This is a genomic window from Halovibrio variabilis (assembly GCF_007991175.1).
Classification (GTDB): Bacteria; Pseudomonadota; Gammaproteobacteria; order Pseudomonadales; family Halomonadaceae; genus Vreelandella; species Vreelandella variabilis.
Genome location: NZ_BJXV01000008.1, coordinates 260522 through 275701 on the forward strand (window position 1 = coordinate 260522; position 15180 = coordinate 275701).

Sequence of the window (15180 nt, forward strand, 5' to 3'; positions counted from 1 at the left end):
TATTGCCTCACGCGCTCTGTTGTTGACCAATGTCGCGCCATGCTGACGCTATGTCTTCAAGCAAGGATTCGGCCTGATTCAAGCTCTCTTCGTCATTGCGCAGGTTAGCAGCCAACAGCAGGCGGACAATATAATCGTAGAGCGACGCTAGGCGCTCGGCAATTTCTCCGCCTTTATCTTGATCCAGAGCGGCAGAGAGACCGTTATTCACGATATCCAGGGCTTTAGAGATCGACTTACCTTTCTCGGCTATATTGCCTGCCTGCATATGAATGCGCGCAGCACGAATAGCGGCCTGGGCACCGTCAAACAGCATGACGATAAGTTGATGAGGATCGGCCGACATCACTCCGCTTTCCACGCCAACGCGCGCATAAGCATTTGCTCCTCGGCCATAGGCGGCGCCACCGCGAGAGTAAGTCATAAGCGAAACTCCTGTGCGTGGCTTTGTTACCCCATTATCATCAATGGGTTGCCACAGGTATAAAAAGTTAAAAGGGTAGCAAATTGCCCTCTGCTACCTTTATGTATCGGCGTAACGCAGGCCGACTTTAATGCCTTGCGGCGCTTTTATGTCGAAAATCTAAAACCGTAAAGGATCGCCGCTTATGCGCTCACGCCTTACGGCCTTTACCCTTTCAGGTAGATACAGCAACCTCGCTTAGGCATCGCCCAAGCCGCTCGGTGATGTCACTACTCACCACCTCTCCCACATTGTCACGCATGGGGGCTTCAACCTGCGACGCAAGCAGTACTTCAGTGGGGTTACCCTTAGCATCGAGACGCAGAATCCAGCCCTGCTGCTGACTGGAAAAACGCGCCAGCGACCCTACGGGCAGAACCTTGAAGTGCTCGATATAACGTTTGATCCAACGCATATCGAACTGATGGGGATGCTGCAATAGGTGGCGATATATCTGCTGCACCGTCTTCGCTGGCCGATCAGAACGGTCGCGGCGCATTGCTTCAATCACGTCAACAATGGCACTGGCCTTGGCCAGCTCGCTAAGATCAGCCCCGCTGAGCCTGCCGGGATAGCCGCTACCATCCAGGCGCTCATTAATCCCTCCAACGACGGCCTGAACGATCCCCGCCGACAGCCACTGGCAGCCGTTTAGCCGGTCAAGCAACAACGGGACATGCTCACTAACGGCCTCTCGATGACCTGCTTCAAAGTGAGGGGCCTTGAATAACACCTGAGGAACCAGTGCCTTGCCAAGGTCATGAATGAGGCCGCTGGCAACCACCGCCTTACGCAACTCGCGCGGCATGCTGCCGCCGACAAAATCGAGCAGGCAAATGGCCACGGCAATACCGTGACGCACCACTAAAGGCTCTGGGAACAAGCAGCGGGAGGCGAACAATAGCGCCTCACGATCCTCTTCATGAAAATCCAGTATCCGGTCGGCGTAGCGGGAGAGCTGGCGCCCATCGATATCGCTGCCTTGCTGCAGCGACAACAGCTGCGCATCTAAATAGGCAGCTACTTTGACCAATCGACGCGCCATGGGCGTCGCATAGCGCTGGATATCGCGCCGCCCAAGAAGCTCGCTGGCGCCCTTGCGGTTATTCGGCTGGGCGAACAATGGCGACGGCTGGCGCTCACCCTGCTGCTCTTTCTTATAGCGGGCCGCTTCACGTTCAATTTCGCACACAAAGTACCAGATTTGGCGCTCTTGCTCGGCGCTGCAGCCAGTAAAACTAAAGCCAACGCGGAGCAGGTGCTTTTCGGCATCCGTCTTTTGATGGCGGGGATTCGCCATCACTTCAAAAGACGTCCCATCGGGGAAAGTAAAGGCGAGTTTCAAGGGGTCTGACGCCTCTGACAACAAGCCACTGGCCGCCAATGGCAACTCCAGCTGACAGCCATCTTGAGAAAGGTCGCACAGCTCCCCCTCCACCGCATTATCGCCAACGCCCAAGCGGACAGGCACCCGCATCCCCATACGCAGCTCGGCACGAAAAGCCTCCCGGCGCTGGAGTACGTCCAAGGTTTCTGGGTAATCGCTGCAGCATAGAAAACGCCCCCCCGCCTGGCGCGTTTCGGTCAGCTGCAATAGCGGCGTCTTTATCACCTTACCCTGCGCCTGACCACGCAAATAGAAAGCGGCACCTTCTTGAAGATGACGGAGCAAATAATCAACTGAGGAGAGATCCATCACTAACGTTTGCGCTACATGCTGTTCCATCAAGACGATAGGCTCTGGACGCGCATCAGCGGCGGCAAGACACAGCGAAACGCCGCCCGTTTCGATTAACGTATTCAGCAGGGACTCAATCATTGTTGGGTTTGCTATTGTTTCAAACTCATCCTGCTGCGCTACCATTGCTCGCCTCGCTCGCTTTGATGCGTTAATTAGCTCACCGCAAAGCAAAGAAGCATATCAGAAGCTAGCAATATGGCGTAGGCACAATAAGCCATCATTACGACGCTTAATACAAAGGTTCAGGCGAGAGGAAAAGTTCGTTAGGTACTCGGTTCTATTAAGCAAACACGCACTGGGCGCTAAATAGTGTAAAGTTTTTCTCAGCGCCGCCGATAGAAATGTAGAAGAGTAAATTGATTGCTAAAAATCCGAGCCATGGCTGCCGCTTTGCTCTGTTGGACTAGAATCTGGCTGCCAAGGCTGACCCTCAAGAGGAACGTGCCCATGAGCTCTCTACCCGCAGAACCTGCAACAGCCTTGTCGTCTTTGTCGTCGACTTTAACAAACTTAAGCCCCAGACAGCGCCTAGACAGCACCCTGGTTCAACTCGCCACACCCAATAACCAACTGACAAACATTGGCGAAAAAGACCGGGAAATTACCCAGGGCGAACTGGTGGAACCTGTACAGCGTATCAATGAAACAATGCGCCCACGGGGCCTAGAGTTCGAATTAAGCGAAGGAACATCGCGGGTAATTACTCGCGTTATTGACCGGGCATCCGGGGACGTCATTCGCCAAATTCCCGCAGAGGAAGTCATTAAAATCGCTGAGCGCCTGGAAGAGATGCAGGGGCAGATAATCTCCCTGGAGGTTTGAACGACGGCGCATCATCCACCCGCGCCTACCAAACAGTGCATATCTAGGCAATGCATAAACAATGCACCTTTAGACTTGCATGTTCATAACGTCTCGATATGCAGACACTAAGCGATTGCGAACTTGGAGCCCCATCTGAAACGCCACGCTAGCTTTCTGCATATCGACCATCACATCGTTTAGCTCTAAGTTAGGGTCGCCTGCCTGAAAAGCCATCGCCTGGCTGTTAGCCGTCTGCTGGAGCCGGTTGATGCGCTGAATAGACGCCTGCAACTCGCCACCAAAACCGCTCTGCCCCACTGCCGCCGAGGCCTGGGCACCACCGATTAGCTGCGTAGACGCCGCCTGATTCGCCAAGCCTTGCATCTGCTGTAGCGTGGACTGGATTGCGGGAGTGCTCATAAGCGTACCTTTTCGCAAAAATTAACTAATACAAAAACCTTAACATCGAACAGTGCCGCCTCATACGGACAAATAGGCATAAAAAGCCAAGCTTATCGTTCCTTTAGGCTCGACTAGTCACCGGATAATGGCCGCCATCATAATTCCGACCCATTTTTTGGGGCGGACAACCGCGATAGACGGATATAGCCTATGCCTTCTTTGGTGATGCGCCTCGGCCGACACCTGACTTGCCTGCCCCTTTGGAGAGACGCATGAGCGAAACCGGTGCAACGGCAGGCCGTCAAAACAGCACGTCTCAAACCGCTCCCCGCAGTGGAAACGCTCAGCAAGATAGCGCCAGCGGCTCGCCCATCGAGCGAACGCTGAAGCAACTGCGTGGTAATCCGTTGGTCGCCCTGCTTATTGCAGGCGCTGCCTCTATTGCTATTGTGGCCGCGCTTTTTATGTGGGCAAGCAGCCCCGATTACCGCGTTCTTTACAGCAATCTCAGTGAAGCGGATGGCGGCAGCATCATCGCTGAGCTCGACACCCGCGGCGTTGTTTATCAGTTTAGCCAAAATGGCCAAGCGATAATGGTGCCTAGCGACCAAGTCCACACGCTACGCTTACAGCTTGCTGAACAGGGCCTGCCACGTGGCGGCAATCTTGGCTTGGAGCTGATGGATAGCCAAGCGTTTGGGATTAGTCAGTTTGCCGAACAGATTAACTACCAACGCGGCTTGGAAGGCGAGCTGGCGCGCTCGATTGAGTCGCTCGGCCCCGTTGAAGGCGTGCGGGTCCACCTCTCGATGGCCAAACCGTCGGTCTTTATACGCGATCGCGAGCAGGCCAAAGCATCCGTGGTGCTGACCCTTTTACCCGGCCGCGTTCTGGGTCAAGGCCAAGTCAGCGCTATCGTGCATATGGTCTCCGGTAGCGTTCCTGAATTAGCCGCTGAAGATGTCACCGTGGTCAATCAAGATGGCCGCTTGCTGTCGGCTGAGACAGGCAATGGCGGCGACCTGGATGGCAGCCAACTTGAGTATATCGCCGAGGTAGAACGCTCTTACCAGCAGCGTATTGAAAATATCTTAACGCCGATTTTAGGCGCCGATAACGTGCGCGCCCAGGTTGCCGCACAAATCGATTTCTCGCGGCGCGAACAAACGTCCGAACGCTACGGGCCTAATCAACCGCCCAATGAAGCGGCCGTGCGTAGTCGTCAGCTCAGCCTCGCTTATGATGGTGAAAACCCGCTGGCAACGGGTATCCCGGGAGCGCTCAGCAACACGCCACCCGGCACCGCCCCGTCCCCGATCAACCAGCCAGACGACGAAGACGCCGAGGAGCAACAAGAGGACGCGCCTCCCGAGGCACTGCGTAACTTGCGCCAAGACGACGTTGTTAACTATGAAGTTGATCGCAGCATTGAGCATGTTCAGCACCGGCTTGGCCAGATAGAGCGCCTCTCGGCGGCGGTAGTGGTGAACTTTCGGACAGAAATGAATGACGAGGATGAATGGGTCGATGTGGCCTTGACCGACAATGAAGTGGCGCAAATTGAACGTTTGGTTCAACAAGCAATGGGCTTCTCTCAGCTCCGCGGCGATGAAGTTGAAGTCGTCAATACGCCCTTTGTGCGTAGCGTCGAAGAAACGCAGGACGTCGAGTGGTGGAAAGATCCGACCCTTCTTTCACTGGCAGCCAACATTGGCCGTTACCTACTCGTCGCCCTTGCTATCTTGTTGCTCTACTTGTTGATTCTGCGCCCGCTAATTAAGCGCTACACCCAGTCGCCAACCATGGCAGCCGCAGTGCCCGGTAGCACGCTTGAGGCTCAAGTGGGTAGCGACGATGACGAAGAGAGTGAAGCGGCCTCCGCAGAGTCCGATGAGACCTACAACAAGCCCAAGCGTCGCCGTAAAACGTCACTCTACGAGCACAACCTTAACGATCTGCGCGAAATGGCCCAAGAAGACCCCCGCATGATCGCGATGATCCTTCGTGGCTGGATGAATAATAATGAGTAGTTCAATTACTGAAATGAACGGCGCGCGTAAGAGCGCTATCTTATTGCTTGCCCTCGATGAAGACAGCGCGGCTGAGGTCTTTAAGTACCTCAGCGCTGGCGATGTGCAAGAAATCAGCATGGAAATGGCCCGCTTGAATCAGGTCTCCCATGACGATATGAAAACAGTGCTTGAAGCGTTCCACGAAGAAAATGAAGAGTTTGTAGCGCTTAACCTGAATTCCAGCGATCACATCCGCTCGGTACTAACCAAAGCGCTGGGCAGCGATCGTGCTAGCAGCCTCATCGAAGATATTCTCGAAACAACCGGCAACAACTCGGGTATTGATACGCTCAACCTGATGGAAGCCTCCATGGTGGCCGAGCTGATTCGCGATGAGCACCCGCAGATCATTGCCACCATTCTTGTCCATTTAGAACGCCACCAGGCCTCCGATATCCTTGAGCTGTTTGAAGAAAAACTGCGCAACGATGTGGTGCTGCGTATTGCCACGTTTAGCGGCGTTCAGCCAGCTGCCTTGCAAGAACTGACCGAAGTGCTCACCAGCATGCTGGATGGCCAGAATCTCAAGCGCAGCAAAATGGGCGGGGTAAGAACCGCCGCCGAGATACTCAACTTGATGAACTCCTCCCAAGAGGAAACCGCCATTGAGACCGTCCGCGCGCACAGCGAAGATTTGGCCCAGAAAATTATCGACGAAATGTTCCTATTCGAGAATCTGCTCGACCTCGACAACCGGGCGATTCAAATGGTGCTGCAAGAAGTCGAGACCAACTCGCTGGTAGTGGCCCTCAAAGGTGCTCAAGATGAGCTGGTGAATAAATTCCTACGCAATATGTCGCAGCGTGCCTCTGACTTGGTTCGCGAAGATATGGAAGCCCGCGGCCCGATCAGGGTTTCCCAAGTGGAAACTGAGCAAAAGACCATTTTGCAGGTCGTACGGCGCTTAGCCGACTCGGGTGAAATCGTCCTGGCGGGTGGAGATGATGAATATGTCTGAGACTCACTCGCCAAAATTCGATCGCCATGGCGATTGGCGGCGTTGGCAAATGGAAGAGCTGGGCAGTACCACAAGCCAGCGGGCCAACGATAATAACGATAATAGTGGGCCGACGGCCCATCAACGCAAGGTTCAGGCCGCACAAAAGGCTGCCGAACAGGCGCGGCAGCGTGAAGAGCAGGAACGTCAAGCACAGTACGAGCGCATTCGTCAGCAGGCCGAAGAAGAAGGCTATAAAGCGGGTTTCGAACGCGGCCAGCAAGACGGCTTGGCTAAGGGCTTGGATGAAGGTGCCACCCAGGCGCAAGCTGAGTTAACAGAGCAAGTTCGCCGGACCGTGACACCGTTGCAAACGCTGGCCAAGCAGTTTTCCGATGCGCTGGAACGCATCGACGAAACGATTTCCCATGACCTCGTTGAGCTGGCCTTGGCAACAGGCAAGCAGCTGGCTAGCGATGCCTTGCAGGAATCGCCTGAGCAGGTTCTGGCGATTGTGCGTGAGTTATTACACACCGAGCCGCCGCTGGTCGGCCAGCAACGGCTATGGCTCAATCCGGATGATCACCCCCTAGTTGAAGAGCACTTGGGCAACGAACTGCGTGCGGCAAATTGGAAACTGCAGCCCGACGATCAGCTTGCCCGCGGTGGCTGCCGGGTCACCAGCGCCCAGGGTGAAATAGACGCTACCTTTGAAAGCCGTTGGCATACGATTCAAGCGCAATCGCGCAAAAGAGGCGTCAGCGCTCATCCACCGTCAAACGCTCCTTCATCGTAGGCGGATACGCTATGTCAGAGACTACCTGTCCTCATCAACATCGCTGGCACAAGGCGCTACGACGCACGCAGCGGCGTGTTAGCTGTTTACCGCGCTACCGCAACAGCGGCCGGGTGATCCGCGCGACGGGGATGGTGATTGAGGTAGTGGGATTACGGGTAGCCGTGGGTAGCGCGTGCCGAATTGAACTCCCGGGTAGCGACGGCCGTTTAGCCGACAGCGACAGACACGCGGAGGCCGAGGTCGTTGGCTTTGCCGGCGACAAACTGTTTCTGATGCCGCTCGAAGAAGTTATCGGCCTGATGCCTGGCGCGCGCGTTTCACCGCTTGATGAGGGCAATGGCAATAGCGCGCGCCGCTTTCCCGTAGGCGATAGCTTATTGGGGCGAGTCTTGGACGGGAACGGCAACCCCCTCGATGACCGAGAAAACATTGAAGAAGCCCCCCGCGCCACGCTTAGTGCGCCGACCCTTAACCCTCTCTCACGGGCCCCGATTGACGCGCAAATCGATGTCGGCATTCGCGCTATTAACGCGCTGCTAAGCGTAGGCCGCGGCCAGCGGATGGGGCTATTTGCTGGCTCAGGGGTCGGCAAGTCGGTACTGCTTGGCATGATGGCCCGCTACACAAAGGCCGACGTCATTGTGGTCGGCTTGATTGGCGAGCGGGGGCGTGAAGTGCAGGATTTTATCGACAATATTTTAGGCCCGGAAGGTCGCCGCCGCGCGGTGGTGGTTGCCGCCCCCGCCGACACCTCGCCGCTGCAACGCCTGCAAGGCGCCGCCTACGCCACACGCCTTGCCGAAGGCTTTCGCGATGAGGGACGCAATGTTCTGCTGATTATGGATTCGCTCACGCGCTATGCCATGGCGCAGCGGGAAATCGCCCTGGCCATCGGCGAGCCACCCGCTACCAAAGGGTACCCACCCTCGGTGTTTGCCAAGTTACCCAGCTTGGTTGAGCGCGCCGGCAACGCCGAGCGTGGCGGTGGCTCAATTACCGCGTTTTATACCGTGCTGACGGAAGGCGACGATCAACAGGACCCCATTGCTGATTCTGCCCGCGCCATTCTCGATGGTCACATTGTACTGTCGAGAACCTTAGCGGAAGCCGGCCACTACCCAGCGATTGATATCGAAGCCTCGATTAGCCGCGCCATGACCTCTATTACTGGCCCTGAGCAACTGCAGGAAGCGCGTATTTTCAAGCAGCTGTTTTCTCGCTACCAGCGTAACCGGGATCTTATTAGCGTAGGGGCCTATAGTCCTGGTCACGACCCTCAATTAGACGAGGCGGTTAACCGGTTCCCATCGCTGGAGCGCTTTTTGCAACAAAACATTGAGGAGTGTGCAACGCTGGCGAATTCTCGTCAGGCGTTACAGGCACTGGTTGGAGGGCGTAAATGAGCACATCGCAGCTCGAAATGTTAACCGATTTAGCCAGAGACGCGCGCGACCAAGCGGGCCAATTGCTCGCCCAAGAGCGACAAACTGAAAAACAAACCAGCGCTCAGTTACAGTCGCTTTTAGGCTACCGTGCCGAATACGCTGAACGCCTACAGAAGGCGATGCGTGACGGCATTGATCCTGCCACGATGTACAACTACCAACAATTTCTGGCCTCTTTAGATGCCGCCCTCGGCCGTGCCCGACAAGCGTTAGCGGCCCAGCAGGCAAGCGTTCAGCAAAGCCAAAAGAACTGGCAACAAGAGCAGCGCAAGCTTTCTTCCTACGATACACTGGCGTCGCGTCGGCTATTAGAAGAGCACCGCCGCAGTGAGCGCCAGGAACAAAAAACGAACGATGATCTGGTGACTAGCCGCTTGGCTCGTCAGCATAACGACACTCCGCAGTAGCGGTGTCAAGGAACTGTATATGAATATTCACCAGTTGCTATCGGCTAGCCCAAGTTCGCCTCAGACCCCGTCTCAAGGTGCTCTTGGCCGCCAAGACTCGTCCAATGGTTTTTTTAAACAGGCGCTTTCACAAGCCTCTGGCGCGCAAGGCCCGTCGCAGACAGGCTCACTGCAAGGGCGGTCAAACCCACTGGCTAATGCCTTACCTGAAGGGGGCGAGATAGATAGCGAAAAGTTGAGCACGGCTCTCGAGGCGCTCGGCATTGATATCAGTGGGAACGACTTATCTGCGCTGCTAGCGCAGTTGCAAACGCCTAATTCAGAAATGACGGATATGGCGCTAGCGCTGGGTGACCTGGAAACGTCGACGCCGCTTGACGAGATAGCCTCACGCCTGACGTTAATCTCATCGTTTACCGATGCGAGCTTGGCAATGCAACAAGCAGCACCGCAAACCGCTGCGGGACAGCTGGACGCTCAACCATTACAGGGCGAACAGCTCAAAGCGCTGCAAGCCTTAGCCGAACAACTCGGCATCAGCCAGTCACAGACCGAACCGCGCTTAGCCCTTGAGGCTATCGCCGACCAGCTGAATATTGATCAAAGTGAAGCGGCGCAGCTTGTTTCGGCGTTGAGCGCGCTTGTGTCCCCGCAAGGCACACAGCAACCGTTCACCCTTGATACAGCTAGCCTGACCCGCGCTAACGCAGCTCCCGCTGATCTTAATGCGTCGCGCGCCCAAACCGGTAATGTCTTTGCTCAAGTCAGCGCTAATGGTTCCTCAACGCAGATCAGTAGCGAAGCTCTTATGGGGGCACTACTGACGTCAGAGGGAACCCCTAAAGGCAATACCACAGGTGAGCCCTTACTGGCTGGGCTGTCACTCAATGCGGGGCATAGCTCGCAGGGTGCGGGGCAACCTGCCCAGGGCTTTGCGCCCTCAGTAGCGCCGGGCCACGCTAGTTTAAGCACGCCTGTCACGAGCAACGCATGGCCACAGCAGCTAGGCCAACAGCTGGTACAGATTGCACAGCGTGGCGGCGAACAGCACGTCCAGATGCAGTTACACCCTGCCGAACTGGGCCCCTTGTCTATTTCACTCAAATTTGGCGAGCAGGGAGCGCAGGCACACTTCTTATCAGCCCATGCGCAGGTACGCCAAGTACTTGAACAGGCGATCCCACAGCTACGCGAGGCATTGGCTGAACAAGGCATTTCGCTGGGCGAAACCTCCGTTGGCGAACAGCGTGACCCCAACGAACAGGGCTTTGCCCAATCGGGTGGCCAGCAAGGTGGTGAGTTAGGCGGCGGTGATATCAGTGGCGATGAAGTGCTCAACCAGGGCGTTGAAACGAGCCCCCTTGCCCTAGACGGACGGGTTGACCTTTACGCTTAAGCGCTGCCTGCTACCCTTTGATGCTATTTCTAGCACCACGGGCACTAGCTAGCTAAACCAAAAGATAGGCTTGCCTAGTAAGCCTGTTCATTTCATCACCTGCATTCGCTTTAGGCATAATGCTTTGCAAGCGACACGCATGGAGTTCACAGGAATCGCAAATGGCAGAAACAAGCGGTGGGTCCAAAAAACTGCTCTGGATAATGATTATTCTGGTCTTGCTTTCATCGGCAGGCGCGGCAGCGGCTATTTATATGGTTATCGACCAACGTGATGATACGGTGGCTGAAGAAGACGCGACGCAAGAAATGGAGCCAGAAGCGCCAATTTTCATGAGTATCGAGCCTTTTACCGTCAATCTCGCCGATGACAGCTATGGGTCACGTTTGCTCTATACGGGCATCACGCTCCGCGTGGGTGATGAAGCGAGCAAAACGATTATTCAAGAACACATGCCCCAGGTGCGCAGCCGGTTACTGATGCTGTTATCTGGCAAGCAGGCTGAAGAACTTACCTCGTCTGAAGGTAAGCAGCAGCTTGCTCAAGCGATTATTGATCGACTGAAGGTGCCGCTAGCAGAAAATCAACCGCCGCTTGATTTGCGTGAAGTTTTATTCACCGAATTTATTGTGCAATAACCTCGGGAACTGGAGCCGTTCATGTCGCAGGACGATCTACTGTCCCAGGAAGAAATTGACGCCTTACTGAAAGGCGTTAGTGGTGACGATGAGCCGTCGGCTTCATCGCCGCAAGAGCATGCCGAGTCGAAAATCCGCCCTTACGATCCTTCGACTCAGCATCGCGTGATCCGCGAGCGCCTGCATGCATTGGATTTTATTAATGAGCGTTTTGCGCGTTACTTCCGTAACGGCTTGTTCAATCTATTACGTCGCAGTGCGGATATCACCGTAGAGTCGGTTCGTTATCAAAGCTTTAGTAATTTTTCACGCAATGTCCCCGTGCCTACGAACCTGAACATTGTCTCAATGAAGCCGCTGCGCGGGTCGGCGCTGGTAGTGTTTCCGCCCAATCTTGTGTTTATGGTGGTTGACAATCTCTTTGGCGGCGATGGCCGCTTTGTGACCAAATCGGATGGACGGGAATTTACTAACACCGAACAGCGGATTATTCAGCGTCTGCTCAACTTAGCCATTGATGCTTACCAAGAAGCCTGGAAAGTGGTTCATCCGCTCGAAGTCAGCTTCTTGCGTTCAGAAGTACAGTCTAAATTCGCCAATATCACTAATTCACCTAATGAAATTGTGGTGAACACTAAATTTAATATTGAAGTCGGCAACTTATCTAGCAACTTCCAGATATGCATGCCTTACGCCATGATTGAGCCACTGCGCGATTTATTGGCGAACCCCATTAACGATAGTAACCACGACCAGGACGGTAGTTGGTCGCGCCGCATGGCAAGTGAACTAAGGCAATCGGAAGTCGAATTAGTCGCTGAGTTTGCGCATATACCCAGCCGTATCTCTCATGTGATGGGGCTAAAAAAAGGCGATGTACTGCCTCTCGATATACCCAGCACGATTACTGCAAATGTCGATGGCGTGCCCGTCATGCAGTGTGAGTACGGTAGCCAACGCCAGCAACACGCCCTGCGTGTGCTACATATGATCGACCATGCCGCTATGAATAACGTATCGTCCAAGGACTTTATTAAAGGTTCTACGCGACAGAAAGCCAAGGAATCCAAAGCATGACTGATCCCAATAAACCTGATCAGAACGTCTCTGACGACGATTCGGCGGATGCCATGTCTGAGCAAGAAGAGACCTCTTCAAGTGCCGACGCTGCCAGCGAAGAGGAAGATCCCTGGGCAGCCGCTATGGCTGAGCAAGAACAAGCCTCTTCAGGTGCTGATGCCAGCGAAGAAGAAGACCCTTGGGCAGCGGCTATGGCTGAACAGGAGGCCGTTGAAGAAAGCCAGCAGGAAGCTGCCGAGCCCGAGCATAAGGCGCCTGCCGCAAAAGCCGCGAGTGACGAAGTTTTTCGCCCTTTGAGCCCTGACAGCGGTGGCTCACAGGCACGCGAACTCGAAATGGTCATGGATATCCCGGTGAAACTCACCGTGGAACTAGGCCGCACCAAGCTAACCATCAAACAATTGCTGGAGTTAGCGCAGGGGTCTGTTATTGAGCTTGAAGGCCTGGCCGGCGAGCCAATGGATATCTTGATTAATGGCTACTTGATCGCTCAAGGGGAAGTCGTTGTCATCGAAGACAAGTATGGTATCCGTATTACTGAAATCATCACGCCTTCTGAACGTATTCACAAATTGAACCGATGAGCGTTGCAACGACCTCAACGCAAAATGGCTCGCTTGATGCGCTAGGTAACGGTGGTGAGTCGTTAATAGGCATGGCTGTTTTAGGCAAAACAGCGGCCGCATTAGCCTTAGTTATTGCGATCATTTTGATTTGCACTGCACTGCTAAAACGCTGGGGCAATCTTCGCTCGCCTCACGGCGCCCACTTACGCGTCGTGGGCAGCACTGCTGTGGGGAATCGTGAGCGCATTGTGATTGTCGAAGTGGAAGATACCTGGCTAGTCCTCGGTGTTGGCGGTGGTCGTATTACTAAATTGCATGAGCGCCCTGCTCCAGAGGAACGCTCGCCAACATCGACGCCTCCCTCTTCCTCTCGTTTTGCACAACGTTTATCAAAAGCACTGGCTTCTGGTCGTCGCAGCGACTCATCCGCGCCCTCCGATCCACATCAGACGCCATGAGGCAACGGATGTACTTTTCTTGGCCCTGTTTGTTTAAAGCCTGCTCTTCTATGCACCCGACTGTTTCTAAGACTTCAAAGAACGACACCCAGCGCTGGCTATGGTTGGCGTTGGCGCTTGGCGTTTGTTTTATTCTGGTTGCAGGTCCTGCCCAGGCTCAGCAGATACCCGGCATTACGTCTCAGCCGCTAGAAGATGGGGGTCAGCAGTGGTCACTCTCACTGCAAACACTGCTGTTTTTAAGTTCGCTAGCGTTCTTGCCTTCGATGCTGCTGATGATGACGAGCTTTACTCGGATCATTATCGTGCTTAGCCTACTGCGTACGGCAATGGGGACCCAGGCAACGCCTCCCAACCAAGTGTTATTAGGTGTCGCGCTGTTTTTAACCTTTTTTATTATGTCGCCAGTATTGGCGCAGGTTTACGACAATGCCTGGGTACCCCTGACTGACGAAACGATTAATTTTGAAGAGTTTATACTCCTTGCCCAAGACCCATTTCGCGAATTTATGCTTGCGCAAACCCGCGAACCTGACCTGGCACTGTTCGCACGCTTAGCCGACGTGGGCCCCATGCAAGGCCCGGAAGAGCTACCCATGCGGATATTGTTGCCTGCTTTTGTTACCAGCGAATTGAAAACGGCTTTTCAAATAGGCTTCACTATTTTTATTCCGTTTTTGATTATTGACCTTGTAGTCGCTAGTACGCTGATGGCGCTGGGGATGATGATGGTTCCCCCCATCACTATTTCATTACCTTTCAAGCTGATGCTTTTCATTTTAGTCGACGGCTGGCAGCTAATTATTGGCTCAATGGCTGAAAGCTTTTACATGATATAGCCTTCCATAAGCTTGTTTTTATATAAGCCCTGCGGTGTTCTAACGCCGCAAAGGAACCGACTATGACCCCCGAAATGGTGATGAGCATTGCGTACCAGGGTATGCGTGTAACGCTGTTACTTGCAGGCCCCATGCTGTTGGCTGCGCTTTTTACCGGCCTTATCATCAGCTTATTTCAAGCAGCGACCCAGATTAATGAAATGACGCTGACGTTTATTCCGAAAATTCTAGCCGTTTTTGCGGTGCTGGTATTTGCCGGCCCCTGGCTGCTTGGACTCATTACCGACTTTACCCACCGGTTATTTACCAACATCCCTAATATGGTGATGTAGCTCGATGGTGGAAATCACTTTTGCGCAGCTACAAGGCTGGCTAGTGGCCTTTTTATGGCCGTTTGCGCGCATCACCGCCTTTATGGCCGCTTCCCCCCTCTGGGGACACTCGAGTATTCCTAACCGAGCCAAAATTGGCCTTGCTTCCCTTATTGCCATTGTCATTGCGCCGGTGCTACCGGACATGCCGGATATCGCCATCATGTCCTGGGCGGGGTTCGGCGTTATCATCGAACAAATCCTGATTGGCTTAGCCATGGGCATGGTGATGCACATCATCTTTGCGGTTGTTCAAGCGGCTGGCGATTTTATCGGGCTGCAAATGGGTCTGGCCTTTGCCAGCTTTTTTGATACGGCGAGCGGTACTAATATCATGGTACTGTCGCGCATTCTCTATATGATCACACTGCTGATGTTCTTGGCCATGAATGGTCATCTTATGGTGCTGGAAACGCTGATAATGAGTTTCCAGACGTTACCCATTGGTATTGGCACCTTTAATCCAGGCGCCTTTGAGTTGATCGCCCGCTATGCAGGAACGATTTTCGCTTCGGGTATGTTACTGGCGCTACCGCTTGTCGGCTCACTGCTGACGATCAATTTAGCCCTGGGCATCTTGAACCGCTCCGCCCCTCAGCTCACGGTGTTTAATATTGGCTTCCCCACTTCTCTGATTGTGGGGCTGATCTTAATGATGGTGCTGATGACCGATCTTAGCCGCTTTCTAGAGCGCTTATTCAGCCAAGGGCTGGCGTTCATGCAGGGGCTCATCGAAACCATGGCCCCCTTAAGCTAAAATCC

At 54.2% G+C, this 15180-nt stretch carries 17 protein-coding genes; 14 read left to right on the forward strand and 3 right to left on the reverse strand.

Going from position 1 to position 15180, the window contains the following annotated elements:
* Positions 1–7: 7 nt before the first annotated feature.
* Positions 8–424, reverse strand: a complete 417-nt coding sequence (gene fliS, locus HVA01_RS08090; RefSeq protein WP_146874682.1) for a flagellar export chaperone FliS — start codon at positions 422–424, stop codon at positions 8–10.
* 214 nt (positions 425–638) lie between these two features.
* Positions 639–2327, reverse strand: a complete 1689-nt coding sequence (locus tag HVA01_RS08095) for an HD domain-containing phosphohydrolase (protein ID WP_146874683.1) — start codon at positions 2325–2327, stop codon at positions 639–641.
* A 324-nt stretch (positions 2328–2651) separates the two neighbouring features.
* Here HVA01_RS08095 and HVA01_RS08100 point away from each other — a divergent pair, with 324 nt between their 5' ends.
* Entirely contained in the window at positions 2652–3026 is a 375-nt protein-coding gene (locus tag HVA01_RS08100) for a flagellar protein FlaG (protein WP_146874686.1), read from the forward strand.
* 69 nt (positions 3027–3095) lie between these two features.
* Here HVA01_RS08100 and fliE read toward each other — a convergent pair whose 3' ends face one another.
* Entirely contained in the window at positions 3096–3428 is a 333-nt protein-coding gene (gene fliE / locus HVA01_RS08105; RefSeq protein WP_146874688.1) for a flagellar hook-basal body complex protein FliE, read from the reverse strand.
* A 254-nt stretch (positions 3429–3682) separates the two neighbouring features.
* Here fliE and fliF point away from each other — a divergent pair, with 254 nt between their 5' ends.
* The 13 genes from fliF (at position 3683) to fliR (ending at position 15175) form a co-directional block, all read left to right on the forward strand.
* Positions 3683–5440, forward strand: coding sequence for a flagellar basal-body MS-ring/collar protein FliF (gene fliF, locus HVA01_RS08110; protein WP_146874690.1), 1758 nt, complete (start codon positions 3683–3685; stop codon positions 5438–5440).
* The gene (gene fliG / locus HVA01_RS08115; RefSeq protein ID WP_146874692.1) at positions 5433–6440 is read left to right on the forward strand and encodes a flagellar motor switch protein FliG; all 1008 of its coding nucleotides are present in this window, start codon (positions 5433–5435) and stop codon (positions 6438–6440) included. Before fliF ends, fliG begins: the two co-directional genes overlap by 8 nt.
* Entirely contained in the window at positions 6433–7215 is a 783-nt protein-coding gene (gene fliH, locus HVA01_RS08120) for a flagellar assembly protein FliH (protein WP_146874694.1), read from the forward strand. The genes fliG and fliH overlap by 8 nt, the downstream gene beginning before the upstream one ends.
* Before the next feature lie 11 nt (positions 7216–7226).
* Positions 7227–8621, forward strand: a complete 1395-nt coding sequence (gene fliI, locus HVA01_RS08125; protein ID WP_146874696.1) for a flagellar protein export ATPase FliI — start codon at positions 7227–7229, stop codon at positions 8619–8621.
* The gene (gene fliJ, locus HVA01_RS08130) at positions 8618–9070 is read left to right on the forward strand and encodes a flagellar export protein FliJ (protein ID WP_146874698.1); all 453 of its coding nucleotides are present in this window, start codon (positions 8618–8620) and stop codon (positions 9068–9070) included. The genes fliI and fliJ overlap by 4 nt, the downstream gene beginning before the upstream one ends.
* A 19-nt stretch (positions 9071–9089) precedes the next feature.
* Positions 9090–10466, forward strand: a complete 1377-nt coding sequence (locus HVA01_RS08135; RefSeq protein WP_146874700.1) for a flagellar hook-length control protein FliK — start codon at positions 9090–9092, stop codon at positions 10464–10466.
* 161 nt (positions 10467–10627) lie between these two features.
* Positions 10628–11104 (forward strand): flagellar basal body-associated protein FliL, encoded by a 477-nt coding sequence (gene fliL, locus HVA01_RS08140; protein ID WP_146874702.1) that lies wholly within the window; start codon positions 10628–10630, stop codon positions 11102–11104.
* A 21-nt stretch (positions 11105–11125) separates the two neighbouring features.
* Positions 11126–12181, forward strand: coding sequence for a flagellar motor switch protein FliM (gene fliM / locus HVA01_RS08145; protein WP_146874704.1), 1056 nt, complete (start codon positions 11126–11128; stop codon positions 12179–12181).
* The gene (fliN, locus tag HVA01_RS08150) at positions 12178–12768 is read left to right on the forward strand and encodes a flagellar motor switch protein FliN (protein WP_174787769.1); all 591 of its coding nucleotides are present in this window, start codon (positions 12178–12180) and stop codon (positions 12766–12768) included. The genes fliM and fliN overlap by 4 nt, the downstream gene beginning before the upstream one ends.
* Positions 12765–13208, forward strand: a complete 444-nt coding sequence (gene fliO / locus HVA01_RS08155) for a flagellar biosynthetic protein FliO (RefSeq protein WP_146874706.1) — start codon at positions 12765–12767, stop codon at positions 13206–13208. The genes fliN and fliO overlap by 4 nt, the downstream gene beginning before the upstream one ends.
* Before the next feature lie 50 nt (positions 13209–13258).
* Positions 13259–14047, forward strand: coding sequence for a flagellar type III secretion system pore protein FliP (gene fliP, locus HVA01_RS08160; RefSeq protein ID WP_146874708.1), 789 nt, complete (start codon positions 13259–13261; stop codon positions 14045–14047).
* A gap of 62 nt (positions 14048–14109) precedes the next feature.
* A complete protein-coding gene (fliQ, locus tag HVA01_RS08165; protein WP_146874710.1) occupies positions 14110–14379 on the forward strand; it encodes a flagellar biosynthesis protein FliQ in 270 nt (89 codons plus the stop codon).
* Positions 14380–14383: 4 nt separating this feature from the next.
* A complete protein-coding gene (gene fliR / locus HVA01_RS08170; RefSeq protein ID WP_146874712.1) occupies positions 14384–15175 on the forward strand; it encodes a flagellar biosynthetic protein FliR in 792 nt (263 codons plus the stop codon).
* Positions 15176–15180: the final 5 nt, after the last annotated feature.